Here is a 16,521-nt window from a genome sequence, read left to right as displayed (position 1 = left end):
CCTCAGCCCTTCCAGGCCCGGGAGACCCGGCCGTCCTTCACCTCGAAGTTGAGGCGGCCCACGCGGTACTCCATGGTGATGACCGTGCCCGGCGCCAGGGACCGCACCGTGGACCAGCCCCGCTCCCGCGCCAGCCGTTCGGCCGCGCCGGAATCGAGGCCGACGTAGGTGTCCGGACTGTCCTGGGGCTCGGCCGGGGGTGTCGGAATCGGTGCCATGCCGCCACGCTATGCCCTGCCCCGGGAGCGGGGAAGCCCAAGCCCGTAACACGGGTCACGGGTGCACCTACGGTCACATTTCTGTCACAGGATCATGATGGGCGTTTTACTGGAACGCGTTCACACGTACGGACGATTTTTCCCAACTCCCGCGGGCGGCCGAGGTGAATTCCCGCGTCTCGCGGCGCCCTCTCGGATAAGCGGACGGAAAAGCCCCTCCGGGCACCTCGGCGACCGCCTCGCATTTTGCGCCCGGACACTCCCGAACGGACGTGCGCACCCCACCGCACAAACGCCCGCGGATCACTTACACGAATCGAACATCGGACAACGGACAGCCGCGTGCGGCGCGGCCGGCGTCCGGCGGCGTCAGACGTCCAGCGGGGTGACGGCGAGCGACAGGTCGTTGTCCCGGGTGTAGTACGGCGCGGCCTCCACGGGGCCGTGCGGCGTCCGCACGCGGGCACGGGGGAACGTGAGGACGGGGTTCTTGTCGGCGACGTCGTCGAGCAGCCGTGCGAGGCGCACCACCGGGCCGGCGTCACCGGCGGGCCGCAGCCACAGGTCCCAGTCGCCCGGTGCCAGGCCGTCGTAGGGGACGGTGAAGGCGAACTCCGTCCGCTCGGCGGCGACGTCCAGCCGGCGTACGCCGCCGCCGGGCCGGGCGCGCAGCTCGGCGTACGCCCCGGGCACCAGCTGGGTGCCGTACACCCGTCCGCGCACGCTCAGGCCGCCGCTCGCGGGCCGCAGGTCCACCGCCTCGGCGTGCGGTGCGCGCAGCCAGCTGCGGACGGTGAGGTTGCCCTGCCGGGTGGCGTACGGGATGCGGACGGCGACGTGACCGAGCAGTCCGCTGGGAGTGCGCTCGGCGAGGGAGCGCAGATCGGTGACGCCGGGCACCAGGCGCCGCGGCTCGCCGTCGGACAGGCGGGCGTACGCGTCCCAGCGGCCCTCGGGCAGGGACACGCTGCTGGGCAGGGCGGCGCGCAGCCGGCCCTCCGCCGCCGGGGCCAGCGGCAGGCTGACCGTGTCGGGGGCGGCGTCGGCACCGCGGCGGCGCAGGACGAGCAGGGCCGCCTCGGTGTTTCCGCTCGCGGCGACGTCGAAGGTCAGACCGCCCGCGGAGTCGCCGATGCAGTCGGCGCGCAGCGGGGCGGCCGGTGGGGCCGGCGGCGTCATGCGGTGCGGTTCCTCCAATGGGCTTCTCGTCGTCCGGTTAGACCCGGAACCCCGCCTTCTGGTTGTCCGTGTCCGATTGCGATGTGGTCACGACCGCGGTGACCGGTCGACGAGGACCATTTCCAGTCACCCTGTTCATTCGCTGATTTCATGATTTGTCGACTCACAGGGGCGGCGGCGCTACCCGCTCGGACCGCCCAACCCCTGCTCACCGCAACCCACTTGGGAGTACGGCGACGATCCCGGCCCCGGCGGGACCCCGTACCTGTCGTGGTTCGATTCCGTTGGCCATGGGGCGTGACTCCCGCCATGGATCGCCCGTTGTCCTTGCATGAGCCGGGACCCGCCCGGACCACGGCCCGGGAGCCACCCGGTCCGGCCACGCACCGCATCCCGAGGGAGCCACCCGTGCCGCGCATGCTCGACGTCAGCGACGACGTACGCGCCGAGATCGGCGACGAAGAAGCCGACCGCCTGCTGGCCGGGGAGTCCGCCCCGGGCAGCTACGACTGCACGTCCTGCCGCACCCCGGGCGACTGCGAGCAGGAGCGCACCAGCACCGTCCTGTTCATCGGGGACGAGACCGCCGTGCTCGCCTTCGCCCACGCCGGCTGCCTGCCCTCGCAGGTGGTCAAGGTCACCGAGGAGCAGCTGCAGGGGGCGGTGCGGTCCATCAGCGCCGACCAGGCCCGCTCCGAGCCCGCTCCCGCCGCCCCCGAGCGGGCCGCGCCCGAGCAGGCCGTGCTCGGTGTCACCAGCGGACTGATCCTCATCGCCGGGGAGCTGCACCCGGCCCTCGTGGTGGAGCCGACCGCTCCCATCGCCCGGCCCGGCACCACGGGCGCCGGCGACGACTTCCTGCCGCTGCTGATCGAGCAGGGCTTCATGCCGGTCACCGAGCTGGCGTCCGCGCCTGCGGTGCTGCACGGCTGGTCGGTGCTGCTCGCGATGGGTCAGCTGCACGCGGTGCTGCAGCCCGGGACGAACGGCGGCCGGCCGGTGGCCTGGTGGCAGGCGCACCAGCCGCTCCAGGTCACCGAGGGCTGGCGCACGGCGGCCAACAAGCACCAGCAGGTGCTGATGTTCGCGGCGCCCGTCGGCTCGATCGGCCGGCAGCCGCGCGAGGACCTGCTGCGGGACGCCCTGGACAAGGCGGCGGCGAACGGACAGCTGGTCGCGGCGGCGCTGCCGCTGGCCGGAACCTGAGCCGGTTCACGCGGCTGCCGGACGGCCGCCACCTGGGCCGCATCCCTTCCCGTGCGGGGTCGTTTGGACATACGTGTACGCATACGACGCCTTCCACCGCCACGGCGGCCCATCGGCCACGCCGATCTACGACGCGCTCTACGCCGAGTACGTCAGGTCCTTCCGATCGCTGCCGGGCGATCGCAGCGGTGAGGAGGAGCTGGGATTCACGGCCTTCGGGACCATCCCGCGCGGCAGAAGCGCCTACAGCGCCTACAGCGCGGGGGCCCAGAGTGCCCGGGTCGGCCAGCAGTCGGTGTGGCAGCGCGTCGGCGGCACGCACCACGTCCCGGCCGCGCTGCCCCCGGCCCCGCGGTCCGGCACCTGACCGCCGGACCAGTGACGAGTGAGGGGCGCCCCCGGCCGGGGGCGCCCCTCACTCGTCACTGTGTGTTCCTGCCGCCTACTTCTTCTTCGCGCCGCGCTTCTCGCGGACCCGCACGGAGATGTGGATCGGCGTCCCCTCGAAGCTGAACTCCTCGCGCAGCCGGCGTTCGATGAAGCGCCGGTAGCCCGCCTCGATGAAGCCGGAGGCGAAGAGCACGAACCGCGGGGGCTTGGTGCCCGCCTGGGTGCCGAAGAGGATGCGCGGCTGCTTGCCGCCCCGCACCGGGTGCGGGTGGGCGGCGACCAGCTCGCCGAGGAAGGCGTTGAGCCGCCCCGTCGGGACGCGGGTCTCCCAGCCGGCCAGGGCGGTCTCGATCGCGGGGACCAGCTTCTCCATGTGCCGTCCGGTCTGCGCCGAGACGTTGACCCGCGGGGCCCATGCGACCTGGCCCAGCTCGGTCTCGATCTCCCGCTCCAGGTAGTAGCGGCGCTCCTCGTCGAGGGTGTCCCACTTGTTGTAGGCGACGACGATCGCGCGGCCCGCCTCGACGGCCATGGTGACGATCCGCTGGTCCTGGACCGAGATCGACTCGGAGGCGTCGATGAGGACGACGGCCACCTCCGCCTTCTCGACGGCGGCGGCGGTGCGCAGCGAGGCGTAGTAGTCGGCGCCCTGCTGGAGGTGGACGCGCTTGCGGATGCCCGCGGTGTCGACGAACTTCCAGGTGACGCCGCCCAGCTCGATCAGCTCGTCGACCGGGTCGCGGGTGGTGCCGGCCAGTTCGTTGACGACTACGCGCTCCTCGCCGGCCACCTTGTTCAGCAGCGAGGACTTGCCGACGTTGGGGCGGCCGATCAGGGCGATGCGGCGCGGGCCGCCGAGGGCGGTGCCGAAGGTCTGCGCCGGGGCCTCGGGCAGGGCCTCCAGGACCCGGTCCAGCATGTCGCCGGTGCCGCGGCCGTGCAGCGCGGAGACGGGGTGCGGCTCGCCCAGGCCCAGCGACCACAGGTAGGAGGCGTCGGCCTCGCCGCTCGGGCCGTCCACCTTGTTGGCGCACAGCACGACGGGCTTGCCGGCCTTGCGCAGCAGCCGGACGACCGCCTCGTCGGTGTCGGTGGCGCCGACCTTGGCGTCCACGACGAAGACGACGGCGTCGGCGGCCTCGATGGCGTACTCGGCCTGTGCGGCCACGGAGGCGTCGATGCCGAGGACGTCCTGCTCCCAGCCGCCGGTGTCGACGACCTTGAAGCGGCGTCCGGCCCACTCGGCCTCGTAGGTGACGCGGTCGCGGGTGACGCCGGGCTTGTCCTCGACGACGGCCTCGCGGCGGCCGATGATGCGGTTCACGAGGGTCGACTTGCCGACGTTGGGGCGGCCGACGACGGCGAGGACGGGCAGCGGGCCGTGCCCGGCCTCCTCGATCGCGCCCTCGACCTCCTGGATGTCGAAGCCCTCTTCGGCGGCCAGCTCCATGAACTGCGCGTACTCGGCGTCGCCGAGCGCCCCGTGGTCGTGCTCCTCGCCCGAGCCCTCGGAGTGGATGTGGTCGTTCATGAAGTCCGTACCTCGTTCATCGTGGTGATCGGTGGAACACCCCTGTACCGGGTGATCCACTACTCAAGTGTCACTCAGCGCCCGGTGAGGCGCCTGGCGTTTTCCAGGTGCGCGGTGAGCTGCTTCTGGATGCGTTCGGTGGCCTCGTCCAGGGCCTTGCGGGTGCGCCGCCCGCTGCCGTCGCCCGCGTCGAAGGGGTCGCCGAAGACGACGTCGACACGGGAGCGCAGCGGGGGCAGCGCCTTTATCAACCGTCCGGGACGGTCCGTGCTTCCCAGTACGGCGACCGGGACGATCGGCGCGCCGCCGCGCACCGCGAAGTAGGCGAGCCCGGCCCGCAGCGAGGCGAAGTCGCCCTCGCCCCGGGTGCCCTCCGGGAAGATGCCGAGGACGCCGCCGTCGGCCAGCACGCCCAGCGCCTGTCCTATGGCCGTGCGGTCGGTGGAGTGGCGGTCCACCTTCAGCTGGCCGATGCCGGTCAGGAAGCGTCCGAGCGGGCCGACGAACGCCTCCTTCTTGATCAGGAAGTGGGTCGGCCGGGGTGCGACGCCCATGACCATGGGGCCGTCGATGTTGTGCGAGTGGTTGACGGCGTAGATCAGCGGGCCGGTGGCGGGCACCCGCCAGGCGCCGAGCACGCGCGGCTTCCACAGCCCGTACATCAGGCCGACGCCGATGCGCCGGCCGACCTCGGCGCCCTTCTCGGAGGGGAGGGGCGCGGCGGAGGATGCGGTCACTTGCCCGCCCGCTTCTCCTCGACGAGGGTGACGACGCACTCGATGACCTGCGCCAGGGTGAGGGCGGTGGTGTCCACCTCGACCGCGTCGCCGGCCTTGGCCAGCGGCGAGGCCTTGCGGCTGGAGTCGGCCGCGTCCCGCTTGATCAGGGCCTCGCGGGTGGCGTTGACGTCGGCGCCCTTCAGCTCGCCGCTGCGGCGGGCGGCGCGGGCCTCCGCCGAGGCGGTGAGGAAGATCTTCAGGTCGGCGTCGGGCAGCACGGTGGTGCCGATGTCGCGGCCCTCGACGACGATGCCGAGCGGCGCGGCGGCGGCGATGGAGCGCTGCAGCTCGGTGATCCGGGCGCGGATCTCCGGCACGGCGCTGACCGCGCTGACCTTGGAGGTGACCTCCTGGGTGCGGATCGGGCCGGCCACGTCCACTCCGTCGACCGTGATGGCCGGGCCGGCCGGGTCGGTGCCGGAGACGATCTCGGGCTTGCCGGCCGCGGCGGCGACGGCGTGCGGGTCGTCGGTGTCGATGCCGTTGCTGACCATCCACCACGTGATCGCCCGGTACTGCGCACCGGTGTCCAGGTAGCTGAGGCCGAGCTGGGCGGCCACGGCCTTCGACGTGCTCGACTTGCCCGTGCCGGAGGGGCCGTCGATGGCGACAATCACGGCCGGGGCGGTCGGGGCGGCGCCGTTTTCCACGAGGGGACACCTTCCTGGTGCGGTGCGGTGGGTGGTGTGCGGGACGCGAGCGCGTCCCGCACAAGGTTACCGGGCCGCCGAGGCCCCTCCGACAGGCGTACGGGGGGGGATCACTGGCGGATCGCCCAGCCCCGTTCCTTCAGGGCCGCCGTGAGGACGGCGGCGGCCTTCGGCTCCACCATGAGCTGCACCAGACCCGCCTGCTGCCCGGTCGCGTGCTCGATGCGTACGTCCTCGATGTTGACCCCGGCCCGTCCCGCGTCCGCGAAGATGCGGGCCAGCTGGCCGGGCTGGTCGTCGATGAGGACGGCCACCGTCTCGTAGGCCCGCGGGGCCGACCCGTGCTTGCCCGGGACGCGGACCTGTCCGGCGTTGCCGCGCCGCAGCACCTCGGCGATGCCGGTGCCGCCCTCGCGGCGCTTGTCCGCGTCGGCGGACTGCAGGGCGCGCAGGGAGCGCACCGTCTCCTCCAGGTCGGCGGCGACGTCGGTGAGCAGGTCGGCGACCGGCCCGGGGTTGGCGGAGAGGATGTCGATCCACATCCGGGGGTCGGAGGCGGCGATCCGGGTCACGTCCCGGATGCCCTGCCCGCACAGCCGTACGGCGGCCTCCTCGGCGTGCTCCAGGCGGGCGGCGACCATGTTGGAGACCAGGTGGGGCATGTGGGAGACGAGTGCCACGGCGCGGTCGTGGGCGTCCGCGTCCATCACCACGGGCACCGCGCGGCAGTGCGAGACCAGCTCCAGGGCGAGGTTCAGCACCTCGGTGTCGGTGTCCCGGGTCGGGGTCAGCACCCAGGGGCGGCCCTCGAAGAGGTCGGCGGTGGCGGCCAGCGGGCCGGACTTCTCCCGGCCGGACATGGGGTGGGTGCCGATGTACGCCGAGAGGTCGAGGCCGCGCTCCTCCAGCTCGCGCCGGGGGCCGCCCTTGACGCTGGCCACGTCGATGTAGCCGCGGGCGGCGCCGCGGGCCAGGGCGTCGGCGAGCACGTCGGCCACCAGGGCGGGCGGCGCGGCGACGATCGCGAGGTCGACCGGCCCGTCCGGGACCCCGTCGGTGCCGGCGCCGAGCGCGGCGGCGGTGCGGGCCTGCTCGGGGTCGTGGTCGGCGAGGTGGACGGTGACGCCCCGGGCGGTGAGCGCGAGGGCGGCGGAGGTGCCGATGAGGCCGGTGCCGATGACGAGTGCGGTTCTCACTGGGCGATGTCCTTGCGCAGGGCCGCGGCGGCGCCGAGGTAGACGTGGGCGATCCCGGTGCGGGGCCGGTCGGACTCGATGTGGGCGAGGACCCTCACGACGCGCGGCATGGCGCCCTCGATGTCCAGTTCCTGGGCGCAGATCAGCGGCACGTCGGTGATGCCGAGCCCGCGGGCCGCGGCGGCCGGGAAGTCGCTGTGCAGGTCGGGGGTGGCGGTGAACCACAGGCTGATCAGGTCGTCGGCCGTCAGGCCGTTGCGCTCCATGAGGGCGGTCAGCAGGGCCGCGACCTGCTCGTCCATGTGCCCCGCCTCGTCCCGCTCCAGTTGGACGGCGCCCCGGACCGCTCGTACCGCCACGGCGATGCTCCTTGCTGACGTTGCTGATGTTGCTGACGCGTGTATCGGTTCTTGGTCCGTCCAGCCTAGTCAGCCCGCCGGGTACCGGCCCGCGGCGCCCGTCTCCTGAGACGCTGGCGGCGGCCCGACCCTCCCTCCCCCGGAGTTGCGACATGACCCACACCCCGAGCCGCCGTACGGTCCTCCTCTGCGCGGGTACGGGCGCGGCGGCGCTCTGCGCGGGCTGCGGCGGCGGAGGCGACGACGGCGACTCCTCGGCCGCCTCCTCCGGGCAGGAGCTGGCGTCCACGAGCGACATCCCGATCGCCGGCGGCAAGGTCCTCACCGACCAGAAGATCGTGGTGACCCAGCCGAAGACGGGCGAGTTCAAGGCGTTCTCGGCGGTCTGCACCCACCAGGGCTGCATCGTGTCGGACGTGCGGGACGGCACCATCGACTGCGCCTGCCACGGCAGCAGGTTCGCCGCCGCCGACGGCTCGGTGGTGCGGGGCCCGGCCACCAAGCCGCTGCCCGGCAAGGAGATCACGGTGGAGGGAAATTCGGTCCGCCTGGCGTGAGAGGCCCGCGTACGCTCCGGCCATGCACCCCGAGACCTCCGAGACCCTGGTCCGCGACCACACGGTCTACGCCTGTGTCATGGGCTCGCGCGCCTTCGGTCTGGCGACGGAGGGCAGCGACACGGACCGCCGGGGAGTCTTCCTCGCGCCGACCGCGCTGTTCTGGCGCTTCGAGAAGCCGCCGACGCACGTGGAGGGCCCCGGCCAGGAGCAGTTCAGCTGGGAGCTGGAGCGCTTCTGCGAGCTGGCTCTGCGCGCGAACCCGAACATCCTGGAGTGCCTGCACTCCCCGCTCGTGGAGCGTGTGGACGACACGGGCCGCGAACTGCTCGCCCTGCGCGACGCGTTCCTGTCCCGCCGCGCCTACGAGACGTTCACGCGCTACGCGTACGGCCAGCGGCGCAAGCTGGAGGCCGATGTGCGCGCCCACGGCGCCCCGCGCTGGAAGCACGCGATGCACCTGCTGAGGCTGCTGGTCTCCGCCCGCGACCTGCTGCGCACGGGCGTCCTGACGATCGACGTCGGCGAAGCGCGGGAGTCGCTGCTCGCGGTGAAGCGCGGCGAGGTGCCCTGGCCGGAGGTGGAGGCGCGGATGACGCGCCTGGCGAAGGAGGGCGAGGAGGCCGCCGCACGCAGTCCCCTGCCCGGGGAGCCGGACCGCCGGCGCGTCGAGGACTTCCTGGTCCGCACCCGCCGCGCCTCAGCGCTCCAGCCGGATCCGTACGACGAAGTCGTGCAGGGCGTCGTACGCGGTCGGGGCGTCGGGGAGGGCTGAGGCGGCCTGGGCGTCGTCCAGGACACCGTGCAGCCGCTCCACGTCGGCCCGCACGCGCGCGTGGTCGACGTCCGCGTCCCCGTGCTCCCGCTCGGCCTTGGCGGCGACCAGCTCGGGCAGGTACCCGGGAGCGGCGTCGACCTCCTCGACGAGGGTCGGCAGGTGGGGCTGGACCTCGCCCGCGCGCATCAGGTGGACGCCGGTGAGCAGCACCCGGAAGGTGTACAGGAGCGGCTTCAGCTGGCCGGTCTTCTCGAACAGCCGCCACTGGGTCTGTGCGAACCCCCGGTAGTGGTGGGCGTGGTGGCTGGTGAGGACACCCGGCGCGAATCCGGCCAGTTCCCGGTGTGCCCCGGTGGTGTGCACGACCAGCGGGGAGAGCAACTGCTCCAGCACGTAGCCGTTGCGGCGGAGCATCAGCCGGACGAACTTGCGCAGGTCGTGCGTGACCAGGTCCATCTCGACACCGTCCCGGTCCCACATCCGGGACCTCGTCTCCTCCGGCTCGCGCAGCCCGACCAGGTCGGCGGCGGGCAGCAGGTGCACGCCGCGCAGGTCCACGTCGGAGTCGCGGGAGGGGAAGCCGTAGAGGTGGGCGCCGGAGACGGTGGCGAACAGCACCGGGAAGGGCTGTTCGGCCACCACCGGGGCCAGGTCGATGTCGAGGGCGTCGATCATGTGCTCAAGAGTCCCAGAGCGCTCCGAGGGTCAGCAGGTCGCCCCGGTACTCGATACGGTCCGCCCAGTCGGTCGGCCAGGCGTCGGCCCCCAGGTGCGCGCCCGCGAAGGCGCCCGCGAGGCAGGCGATGGAGTCGGAGTCGCCGGAGGTGCAGGCGCCGCGCCGCAGGGCGGTGAGCGGTTCGTCGACGAAGAGCAGGAAGCAGAGCAGCCCGGCCGCCATGGCCTCCTCGGCGATCCAGCCCTCCCCGACGGCCAGGCAGGGGTCGGTCTCGGGCGAGGCGGTGCGCACCGCCTCCTGGAGCCGGTCGAGTATCGCCAGGCACTCGTCCCAGCCGCGCGCCATGAAGTGCTCGGGCGTCGGGTCCTGGGCGCGGCTCCAGAGGTCGCCGAGCCAGCGCTCGTGGTAGCGGGTGCGGTTGTCGTAGGCGTAGGAGCGCAGCAGTCCGACCAGGCCGGTCGGCTCGGCTCCCTCGGCGAGCAGCCGTACGGCGTGGGCGGTGAGGTCGGAGGCGGCGAGCGCGGTGGGGTGCCCGTGGGTGAGCGCGGACTGCAGCTGGGCGGCACCCGCCCGCTGTTCGTCGCTCAGGCCCGGGACGATCCCGACCGGTGCGACGCGCATGTTGGCGCCGCATCCCTTGGAACCGACCTGGCTGGCGTCCTGCCAGGGGCGGTCGGTCCGCTCCAGGAGGTCGCAGGCCCTCAGGCAGGTGTTGCCCGGTGCCCGGTTGTTCTCGGGCGAGCGGTTCCAGGCGATGAACTCCTGCCGTACCGGCTCGGCCATCCCCTCGGGTGTCAGGACGCCCCGGTCCATGGCGGTCCGCAGTCCCTTGCCCAGGGCCAGCGTCATCTGCGTGTCGTCGGTGACGACCGCGGGCGTGGGCAGGGCCATCTCCCGCCAGGGGCCGCACTTGGCGAGGATGGACGGGACGTCGTTGAACTCGGTGGGGAAGCCCAGCGCGTCGCCGAGGGCGAGGCCGGTGAGCGCTCCTGTGGCGGCGCGTTTGGTGCCGGGGGTCGTGGTCATGCGGGGCGTCCTTCCCGAGGGGTGCGGAGCAGCGGTGGGTGCAGGGTGGTGGCCGGTCCCGCGCGGTACACGGCGGCGGGCTTGCCGCGGCCTCCGGTGAGGCGGGCGGCTCCGGGGACGGGCTCGACGAAGCCGGGGGTGGCGAGGACCTTGCGGCGGAAGTTCGGCCGGTCCAGGGCCGTGCCCCACACCGTCTCGTAGACCTGCTGCAGCTCGCCGAGGGTGAACTCGGCCGGGCAGAAGGCGGTGGCCAGGCAGGTGTACTCCAGCTTGGCGCCGACCCGGTCCCGGGCGTCGTCCAGGATCCGGTCGTGGTCGAAGGCGAGGCCGCGGGCCTTGTCGTACGGCACCCAGCGGGCCTCGGCCGCGTCACCGCCGCCGTGCGGCTCGGGAGGGTCCGGCAGCAGGGCGGCGAACGCGACGGAGACGACCCGCATGCGGGGGTCGCGGTCGGGCTCGCTGTAGGTCCGCAGCTGTTCCAGGTACAGCCCGGTCACGTCCGCCAGGCCGGTCTCCTCGGCCAGCTCGCGGCGGGCAGCCGTCTCCGCCGACTCCTCGGGGAGCAGGAAGCCGCCGGGCAGTGCCCAGCGGCCCGCGTACGGTTCCTGGCCGCGCTCGACGAGCAGCGCGTGCAGCGCGCCCGCGCGGAGCGTGAGGACGGCGAGATCGACGGTGACGGCGAACGGCTCGTAGGCGTGCTTGTCGTAGTCGTGCACGAACACCCGCCCCCTTTAATAGTCACTACGACTATAAAGAGAGCGGGTGCGGGGGACAACCCTTGGAGCCCTTACAGGTCGACCTCCGACATCAGCATCCCGACCTCCGTGTTGGACAGCCGGCGCAGCCAGCCCGACTTCTGGTCGCCCAGCGTGATCGGGCCGAAGGCGGTGCGCACCAGTTTGTCGACGGGGAAGCCCGCCTCCGCCAGCATCCGGCGGACGATGTGCTTGCGGCCCTCGTGCAGGGTGACCTCGACCAGGTAGTTCTTGCCGGTCTGCTCGACGACCCGGAAGTGGTCCGCGCGCGCGTACCCGTCCTCCAGCTGGATGCCGTCCTTGAGGCGCTTGCCGAGGTCGCGCGGGATCGGGCCCACGATGTGCGCGAGGTAGGTCTTCTTCACCCCGTACCGGGGGTGGGTCAGGCGGTGGGCCAGCTCGCCGTGGTTGGTGAGCAGGATGACGCCCTCGGTCTCGGTGTCGAGCCGGCCGACGTGGAAGAGGCGGGTCTCGCGGTTGGTGACGTAGTCGCCGAGGCACTGGCGGCCCTCCGGGTCCTCCATGGTGGAGACGACGCCGGCGGGCTTGTTGAGCGAGAAGAACTGGTACGACTGCGTGGCGACGGTCAGGCCGTCGACCTTGACCTCGTCCTTCTCCGGGTCGACGCGGCGGCCCTGCTCCAGCACGATCTCGCCGTTGATCTCGACCCGGGCCTGCTCGATCAGCTCCTCGCAGGCGCGCCGGGAGCCGTAGCCCGCGCGCGCGAGGACCTTCTGCAGCCGCTCGCCCTCCTGCTCGGCGCCCGGGAAGGTCTTGGGCGGCTTGACGTCCTTCTTGCCCGCGTACCGCTCGCGGTTGCGCTCCTCGGCCCGCGTCTCGTACTCGCGGGACGTGGCCGGGGCGCTGCGGCCGCGCTGCTGGGGCCGCTTGGGACCGCCCTTGGCGCCGCCGCGGGCCGAGGGGCCGCGGCCCGACTTCGGACCGTCCTTGGTGGCGCCGGGACCCACGTCGTAGCGCCGCTCCTCCGGGCGCGGCTTCTTGGGACGGCCGCCCTGCTTGTCGTCGCGGTCGTTGCCGGCGCCGCGGTAGTTGCCGCGGCCACCGCCACTCCCGCCGCGGCCGCCGCTGTTGCCACCACGGCTCCCGCCGTTGTTTCCGCTGCTGTTCCTGCCGCTGCTGCTTCGCATCAAATTTCCGTCTTGTCGTCTGCGTCCCCGGAGTCCGGGGCGTCCGGATCGAACGACGGGACCCCTTCCAGCGTGTCGGCCTCGATCGCCTCCGCCTCCGGGAGGAAGGGCGCGAGCTCCGGGAGCTCGTCCAGACCGCGCAGGCCCATCCGCTCCAGGAAGTAGTTCGTCGTCACGTACAGGATCGCACCTGTTTCGGGTTCCGTGCCCGCCTCCTCGACCAGACCCCGCTGCAGGAGGGTGCGCATCACGCCGTCGCAGTTCACGCCGCGCACCGCCGAGACCCGGCTGCGGCTGACCGGCTGGCGGTAGGCGACCACGGCGAGGGTCTCCAGGGCGGCCTGGGTGAGGCGGGCGTGCTGGCCGTCCAGGACGAAGCCCTCGACGGCGGCGGCGTACTCGGCCCGGCTGTAGAAGCGCCAGCCGCCCGCGACCAGGCGCAGTTCGAAGCCGCGGCCCTGGACGGCGTACTCGTCGGCCAGCTCGCGCAGGGCGTCGGCGATCCGCCGCCGGGGCCGTTGCAGTATCTTCGCCAGCTGCTCCTCGGTCGCGGGCTCGTCGACGACCATGAGGACGGCTTCCAGGGCGGGCTTGAGGTCGAGGGCGGCGACACCCGCCGGGCCGCCCCCGGCCTCCTCTTCCTCCGTGGTCTGCTCACTCACGCCTTCCGCTCCTCCTTCGGCACCTCGGGCGGCCGGTCGAATTCGTCGGTCACCACCGGCTGGGCGTCCCCGTCGCCGCCCGCCCAGCGCACCAGCAGGTCGCCGAGCGCGGTCTCCTGGTCCAGCTCGACGGCCTTCTCCCGGTACAGCTCCAGGAGGGCCAGGAAGCGGGCGACGACGGTCAGCGTGTCCTCGGTGTCCTGGACCAGCACCCGGAAGCTGGCCTCGCCCAGCTCCTTCAGGCGGGCGACGACGATCCCGGCCTGCTCCTGCACGCTGACCAGGGGCGCGTGGATGTGCTCGACGTACACCTGCGGCTTGGGCTTGGGCTGCATCGCCTTCACGGCGAGTCTGGCGAAGCCCTCGGGGCCGATGCTGATGACGACCTCGGGCAGCAGCTCGGCGTGGTGTGGTTCCAGGCCGACGGTACGGGGGTGGCGGCGGGCCTCGGCCTCCAGCCGCTCGTTGAAGATCTCCGCGATCTGCTTGTACGCGCGGTACTGGAGCAACCGCGCGAAGAGCAGGTCGCGGGCCTCCAGGAGGGCCAGGTCGGCCTCGTCCTCGACCTCGGCGGCCGGCAGCAGCCGGGCCGCCTTCAGGTCCAGCAGCGTGGCCGCGACGACCAGGAACTCGGTGGTCTGGTCGAGGTCCCAGTCCGGCCCCATCGCCCGGATGTGCGCCATGAACTCGTCGGTCACCTTCGACAGCGCGACCTCGGTGACGTCCATCTTGTGCTTGGAGATCAACTGGAGCAGCAGGTCGAACGGCCCCTCGAAGTTGGCGAGCCGCACCTTGAAGACACCGTCGCCCCCGTCGTCGGAGGTCTTCTCCGAGGACCCCTGTGACGAGGCGGCGCCGGGCCGGCCGGAGACGTCCTCGGCCTGCTCCCCGGGCGCGCCCACGACCGTCGGTGCCCCGGACGCCGCGACCGGCCGCCCGACCGGCCCGGGACACTCATGGTCCGCGGTCCGCGGGGCCTGTTCCGGCACGGGGGTCGGGTCCACGGCGGAAACGGCCTCGGACGGGCCGTCCGCCCGTACTCGCTCGTCTGCAGGCACGGCGGCCTGTCGGCCTGGTGCGACCGAGACGCGCCCGGTCGCCGCCGACGCCTCCGTCGCCGTTCCCGCGTCGGTCGGCTCCACCTCCGTGCGCACGGCGGGGCCCGTGGGGTCCGGTTCCGTTCCGGGGTCGTACTCCTCCGCGTCCGGCGCCGCCGTCTCCAGGACTCGCGCCGGGTCTCCGGGCTCGGCGGCCGACGCCCCGGCCGATACGGCGGGGGCGGGCGCCGGTCCGGCCCGGAGGTCCTGGTCGGTGGGAGCCGCTCCGGCAGTCCCGGACGCGCCGTCGCCGGAAGGCGTCTCCTCGGGAAGCGGTGGAGCCGCCGACGCTCCCGGGCCCCGGCCCAGCGCACGTCGGCGCCCGGCGCGCGGGGTGCGGCCGGGGTGGGGGGCGTCGTTCGAGGTCATGGCCCCCGCAGGCTACCCGCTACCGCCCGCGCAGCCGTCGTACGAGGATGCTGGCGTCCCCGCGGGTCTCCAGGTCGGCGAGGACCACGGCGACCGCCTCGCGGACGATGCGGCCGCGGTCGACGGCGAGGCCGTGCTCGCCGCGGAGCACCAGGCGGGCGTGCTCCAGGTCCATCAGCTCCTCGGCGGAGACGTACACGGTGATCTTCTCGTCGTGGCGCTCACGTCCGCTGGGACGGCGTGCGGCGGCCCTGCCGCGCTTGCGGGGCCGGTCGGCGCCGGGGGCGGCAGAACCTTCCTGCGCGCCCGTGCCCGGCCCGGAGCCCCGTGCGGAGCGCTCCGCACCCCGGCTGCGCGGCTCGCCCGCCGCGCCCGGATCCGCGTCCGCCGCGGCGTGTTCGGCGCCCTCGCCGTCACCGCCCTGTGCGGGCACCGACTGCGGTGCGTCCTCGGCGGCGGCCTGGTCGCTCTCCCCCGCCGGGGCCGGCACCCGGGCCTCGCCGCCCGCCGGTCGCCGCGGGGTGGACGCCTGGAGCGCCATTCCCCCTGTCGTACGGAAGAGTTCGTCGGCCCCCGGCAGACTCACTCGGCGTGACACCGGGCGAGCACCTCCCTGGCGAGCTGGCGGTAGGCGGCGGCACCGACGGAGTTGGACGCGTACGTGGTGATCGGCTCACCGGCGACCGTGGTCTCCGGGAAGCGGACCGTGCGCCCGATGACCGTGTGGTAGACGTGGTCGTCGAACGCCTCGACGACCCGCGCGAGCACCTCACGGCTGTGCACCGTGCGCGAGTCGTACATCGTGGCGAGGATGCCGTCGAGCTCCAGGTCGGGATTGAGCCGCTCCTGGACCTTCTCGATCGTTTCGGTCAGCAGCGCCACACCGCGCAGCGCGAAGAACTCGCACTCCAGCGGCACGATCACCTTGTGCGCGGCCGTCAGGGCGTTGACCGTGAGCAGGCCGAGCGAGGGCTGGCAGTCGATCACGATGTAGTCGTAGTCGTCCATCAGCGGCTTGAGCGCCCGCTGGAGGGTGGACTCGCGCGCGACCTCGCTCACCAGCTGCACCTCGGCCGCCGACAGGTCGATGTTGCTGGGCAGCAGGTCCATGTTGGGGACCGCGGTCTTCAGCAGCACCTCGTCGGCCGCCATGCCCCGCTCCATGAGCAGGTTGTAGACGGTGAGGTCGAGCTCCATCGGGTTGACGCCGAGTCCGACCGACAGCGCGCCCTGCGGGTCGAAGTCGACGAGCAGCACCCGGCGCCCGTACTCGGCGAGCGCGGCACCCAGGTTGATGGTCGACGTGGTCTTGCCCACGCCGCCCTTCTGGTTGCACATCGCGATGATCTTGGCGGGGCCGTGATCGGTCAGCGGGCCCGGGATCGGGAAGTACGGCAGCGGGCGTCCGGTCGGGCCGATGCGCTCGCGGCGCTGTCGGGCCGCGTCGGGCGCGAGCGTGGCGGCGTACTCGGGATCCGGCTCGTACTCCGCGTCCGGGTCGTAGAAGTGCCCCTCGGGCAGTTCGTCGTAGTCGGCGAAGTGGTTGCGTGGCGCGCCACTTCCGTCGCCGGCCATGGCGTTCACGTGTTGGCCATCCATACTCATGTGTGCTGTCCGAGTCGCCTGCGGACTGTGGTGGTCGGCTGCGGAGGTGCGTACAGCCACGGAGCCGACAGCCTCGAGACGCCCGGGACCGCTGGTCCGTGCCGGCATTCCTGGGTGACCACCCCCGGGAGTAAATGTCGACTCATTCACAAGTCGTCTTACCTCCTTGGTGACCAGGGAACTTCTAGACAGGTCAGCGTGGCACCATGCCGACGTTCGGCGACTCTATGGCGTGTCGGCCGTCCGCAGCAACACAATCCGCCGGACCCGGCCCGATGTGTCGGCAATGAAACATCCCTCTGTCAAGGGCGTACGGCCGTCGCACAGCAGGTTTCACCGG

At 72.9% G+C, this 16,521-nt stretch carries 19 protein-coding genes; 4 read left to right on the top strand and 15 right to left on the bottom strand.

Annotated elements, in window-relative coordinates:
• Positions 1-2: 2 nt before the first annotated feature.
• Positions 3-218 carry an I78 family peptidase inhibitor gene (locus ACIQFU_RS29155; protein ID WP_054103246.1) on the bottom strand — a complete coding sequence of 72 codons (216 nt, stop codon included), beginning with the start codon at positions 216-218 and terminating at the stop codon, positions 3-5.
• 369 nt (positions 219-587) lie between these two features.
• Positions 588-1,397 carry a hypothetical protein gene (locus ACIQFU_RS29150; RefSeq protein WP_402555368.1) on the bottom strand — a complete coding sequence of 270 codons (810 nt, stop codon included), beginning with the start codon at positions 1,395-1,397 and terminating at the stop codon, positions 588-590.
• Between the two features lie 408 nt (positions 1,398-1,805).
• Here ACIQFU_RS29150 and ACIQFU_RS29145 point away from each other — a divergent pair, with 408 nt between their 5' ends.
• Together ACIQFU_RS29145 and ACIQFU_RS29140 are read left to right on the top strand one after the other, a co-directional pair.
• Positions 1,806-2,603 (top strand): hypothetical protein, encoded by a 798-nt coding sequence (locus ACIQFU_RS29145; RefSeq protein ID WP_402555366.1) that lies wholly within the window; start codon positions 1,806-1,808, stop codon positions 2,601-2,603.
• A gap of 73 nt (positions 2,604-2,676) precedes the next feature.
• A complete protein-coding gene (locus ACIQFU_RS29140; RefSeq protein ID WP_402555365.1) occupies positions 2,677-2,970 on the top strand; it encodes a hypothetical protein in 294 nt (97 codons plus the stop codon).
• Positions 2,971-3,045: 75 nt separating this feature from the next.
• Here the strand turns inward: ACIQFU_RS29140 and der are convergent, their stop codons facing one another.
• The 5 genes from der to aroH form a co-directional block, all read right to left on the bottom strand.
• Positions 3,046-4,524, bottom strand: a complete 1,479-nt coding sequence (gene der / locus ACIQFU_RS29135; protein ID WP_402555363.1) for a ribosome biogenesis GTPase Der — start codon at positions 4,522-4,524, stop codon at positions 3,046-3,048.
• 74 nt (positions 4,525-4,598) lie between these two features.
• Complete coding sequence (locus ACIQFU_RS29130) at positions 4,599-5,261, bottom strand: lysophospholipid acyltransferase family protein (RefSeq protein WP_402555362.1); 663 nt, start codon at positions 5,259-5,261, stop codon at positions 4,599-4,601.
• Entirely contained in the window at positions 5,258-5,953 is a 696-nt protein-coding gene (gene cmk, locus ACIQFU_RS29125) for a (d)CMP kinase (RefSeq protein ID WP_402555360.1), read from the bottom strand. The genes ACIQFU_RS29130 and cmk overlap by 4 nt, the downstream gene beginning before the upstream one ends.
• Before the next feature lie 110 nt (positions 5,954-6,063).
• Positions 6,064-7,149 carry a prephenate dehydrogenase gene (locus ACIQFU_RS29120; RefSeq protein ID WP_402555358.1) on the bottom strand — a complete coding sequence of 362 codons (1,086 nt, stop codon included), beginning with the start codon at positions 7,147-7,149 and terminating at the stop codon, positions 6,064-6,066.
• Positions 7,146-7,508 (bottom strand): chorismate mutase, encoded by a 363-nt coding sequence (gene aroH / locus ACIQFU_RS29115; RefSeq protein WP_402555357.1) that lies wholly within the window; start codon positions 7,506-7,508, stop codon positions 7,146-7,148. The genes ACIQFU_RS29120 and aroH overlap by 4 nt, the downstream gene beginning before the upstream one ends.
• A gap of 152 nt (positions 7,509-7,660) precedes the next feature.
• On the opposite strand from aroH, the gene ACIQFU_RS29110 reads away from it, so the two are divergent.
• Positions 7,661-8,065, top strand: coding sequence for a Rieske (2Fe-2S) protein (locus ACIQFU_RS29110; protein WP_402555355.1), 405 nt, complete (start codon positions 7,661-7,663; stop codon positions 8,063-8,065).
• Positions 8,066-8,087: 22 nt separating this feature from the next.
• Complete coding sequence (locus ACIQFU_RS29105; protein WP_402555353.1) at positions 8,088-8,840, top strand: DNA polymerase beta superfamily protein; 753 nt, start codon at positions 8,088-8,090, stop codon at positions 8,838-8,840.
• On the opposite strand, the gene ACIQFU_RS29100 is transcribed toward ACIQFU_RS29105, so the two are convergent.
• From ACIQFU_RS29100 to ACIQFU_RS29065, 8 genes are all read right to left on the bottom strand, one after another.
• Positions 8,766-9,518, bottom strand: a complete 753-nt coding sequence (locus ACIQFU_RS29100) for a DNA polymerase beta superfamily protein (protein ID WP_402555352.1) — start codon at positions 9,516-9,518, stop codon at positions 8,766-8,768. The two genes, ACIQFU_RS29105 and ACIQFU_RS29100, sit on opposite strands and share 75 nt — an antisense overlap.
• A gap of 4 nt (positions 9,519-9,522) precedes the next feature.
• Complete coding sequence (locus ACIQFU_RS29095; RefSeq protein WP_402555351.1) at positions 9,523-10,545, bottom strand: ADP-ribosylglycohydrolase family protein; 1,023 nt, start codon at positions 10,543-10,545, stop codon at positions 9,523-9,525.
• Positions 10,542-11,261 (bottom strand): NUDIX hydrolase, encoded by a 720-nt coding sequence (locus ACIQFU_RS29090; RefSeq protein WP_402555349.1) that lies wholly within the window; start codon positions 11,259-11,261, stop codon positions 10,542-10,544. The genes ACIQFU_RS29095 and ACIQFU_RS29090 overlap by 4 nt, the downstream gene beginning before the upstream one ends.
• Positions 11,262-11,332: 71 nt before the next feature.
• Positions 11,333-12,448 carry a pseudouridine synthase gene (locus ACIQFU_RS29085; protein ID WP_402555347.1) on the bottom strand — a complete coding sequence of 372 codons (1,116 nt, stop codon included), beginning with the start codon at positions 12,446-12,448 and terminating at the stop codon, positions 11,333-11,335.
• The gene (gene scpB / locus ACIQFU_RS29080) at positions 12,448-13,110 is read right to left on the bottom strand and encodes an SMC-Scp complex subunit ScpB (RefSeq protein WP_402555345.1); all 663 of its coding nucleotides are present in this window, start codon (positions 13,108-13,110) and stop codon (positions 12,448-12,450) included. The genes ACIQFU_RS29085 and scpB overlap by 1 nt, the downstream gene beginning before the upstream one ends.
• The gene (locus tag ACIQFU_RS29075; protein ID WP_402555571.1) at positions 13,107-14,264 is read right to left on the bottom strand and encodes a segregation/condensation protein A; all 1,158 of its coding nucleotides are present in this window, start codon (positions 14,262-14,264) and stop codon (positions 13,107-13,109) included. Before ACIQFU_RS29075 ends, scpB begins: the two co-directional genes overlap by 4 nt.
• A gap of 331 nt (positions 14,265-14,595) precedes the next feature.
• Positions 14,596-15,174 carry a hypothetical protein gene (locus ACIQFU_RS29070; RefSeq protein WP_402555343.1) on the bottom strand — a complete coding sequence of 193 codons (579 nt, stop codon included), beginning with the start codon at positions 15,172-15,174 and terminating at the stop codon, positions 14,596-14,598.
• The gene (locus tag ACIQFU_RS29065; protein WP_402555341.1) at positions 15,159-16,289 is read right to left on the bottom strand and encodes a ParA family protein; all 1,131 of its coding nucleotides are present in this window, start codon (positions 16,287-16,289) and stop codon (positions 15,159-15,161) included. The genes ACIQFU_RS29070 and ACIQFU_RS29065 overlap by 16 nt, the downstream gene beginning before the upstream one ends.
• Positions 16,290-16,521 lie beyond the last annotated feature (232 nt).

The sequence above is a fragment of the Streptomyces sp. NPDC093065 genome, assembly GCF_044754585.1.
Lineage (GTDB): Bacteria > Actinomycetota > Actinomycetes > Streptomycetales > Streptomycetaceae > Streptomyces.
This window is presented reverse-complemented; position numbering and strand designations above follow the sequence as displayed.

What these genes read in the sequence shown, in the direction of transcription:
- ACIQFU_RS29155 (WP_054103246.1), bottom strand. Translation starts at nt 218, where the DNA reads ATGGCACCGATTCCGACACCCCCGGCCGAGCCCCAGGACAGTCCGGAC.
- ACIQFU_RS29150 (WP_402555368.1), bottom strand. Translation starts at nt 1,397, where the DNA reads ATGACGCCGCCGGCCCCACCGGCCGCCCCGCTGCGCGCCGACTGCATC.
- der (WP_402555363.1), bottom strand. Translation starts at nt 4,524, where the DNA reads ATGAACGACCACATCCACTCCGAGGGCTCGGGCGAGGAGCACGACCAC.
- ACIQFU_RS29085 (WP_402555347.1), bottom strand. Translation starts at nt 12,448, where the DNA reads ATGCGAAGCAGCAGCGGCAGGAACAGCAGCGGAAACAACGGCGGGAGC.
- ACIQFU_RS29105 (WP_402555353.1), top strand. Translation starts at nt 8,088, where the DNA reads ATGCACCCCGAGACCTCCGAGACCCTGGTCCGCGACCACACGGTCTAC.
- ACIQFU_RS29095 (WP_402555351.1), bottom strand. Translation starts at nt 10,545, where the DNA reads ATGACCACGACCCCCGGCACCAAACGCGCCGCCACAGGAGCGCTCACC.
- ACIQFU_RS29065 (WP_402555341.1), bottom strand. Translation starts at nt 16,289, where the DNA reads ATGCCGGCACGGACCAGCGGTCCCGGGCGTCTCGAGGCTGTCGGCTCC.
- ACIQFU_RS29100 (WP_402555352.1), bottom strand. Translation starts at nt 9,518, where the DNA reads ATGATCGACGCCCTCGACATCGACCTGGCCCCGGTGGTGGCCGAACAG.
- ACIQFU_RS29110 (WP_402555355.1), top strand. Translation starts at nt 7,661, where the DNA reads ATGACCCACACCCCGAGCCGCCGTACGGTCCTCCTCTGCGCGGGTACG.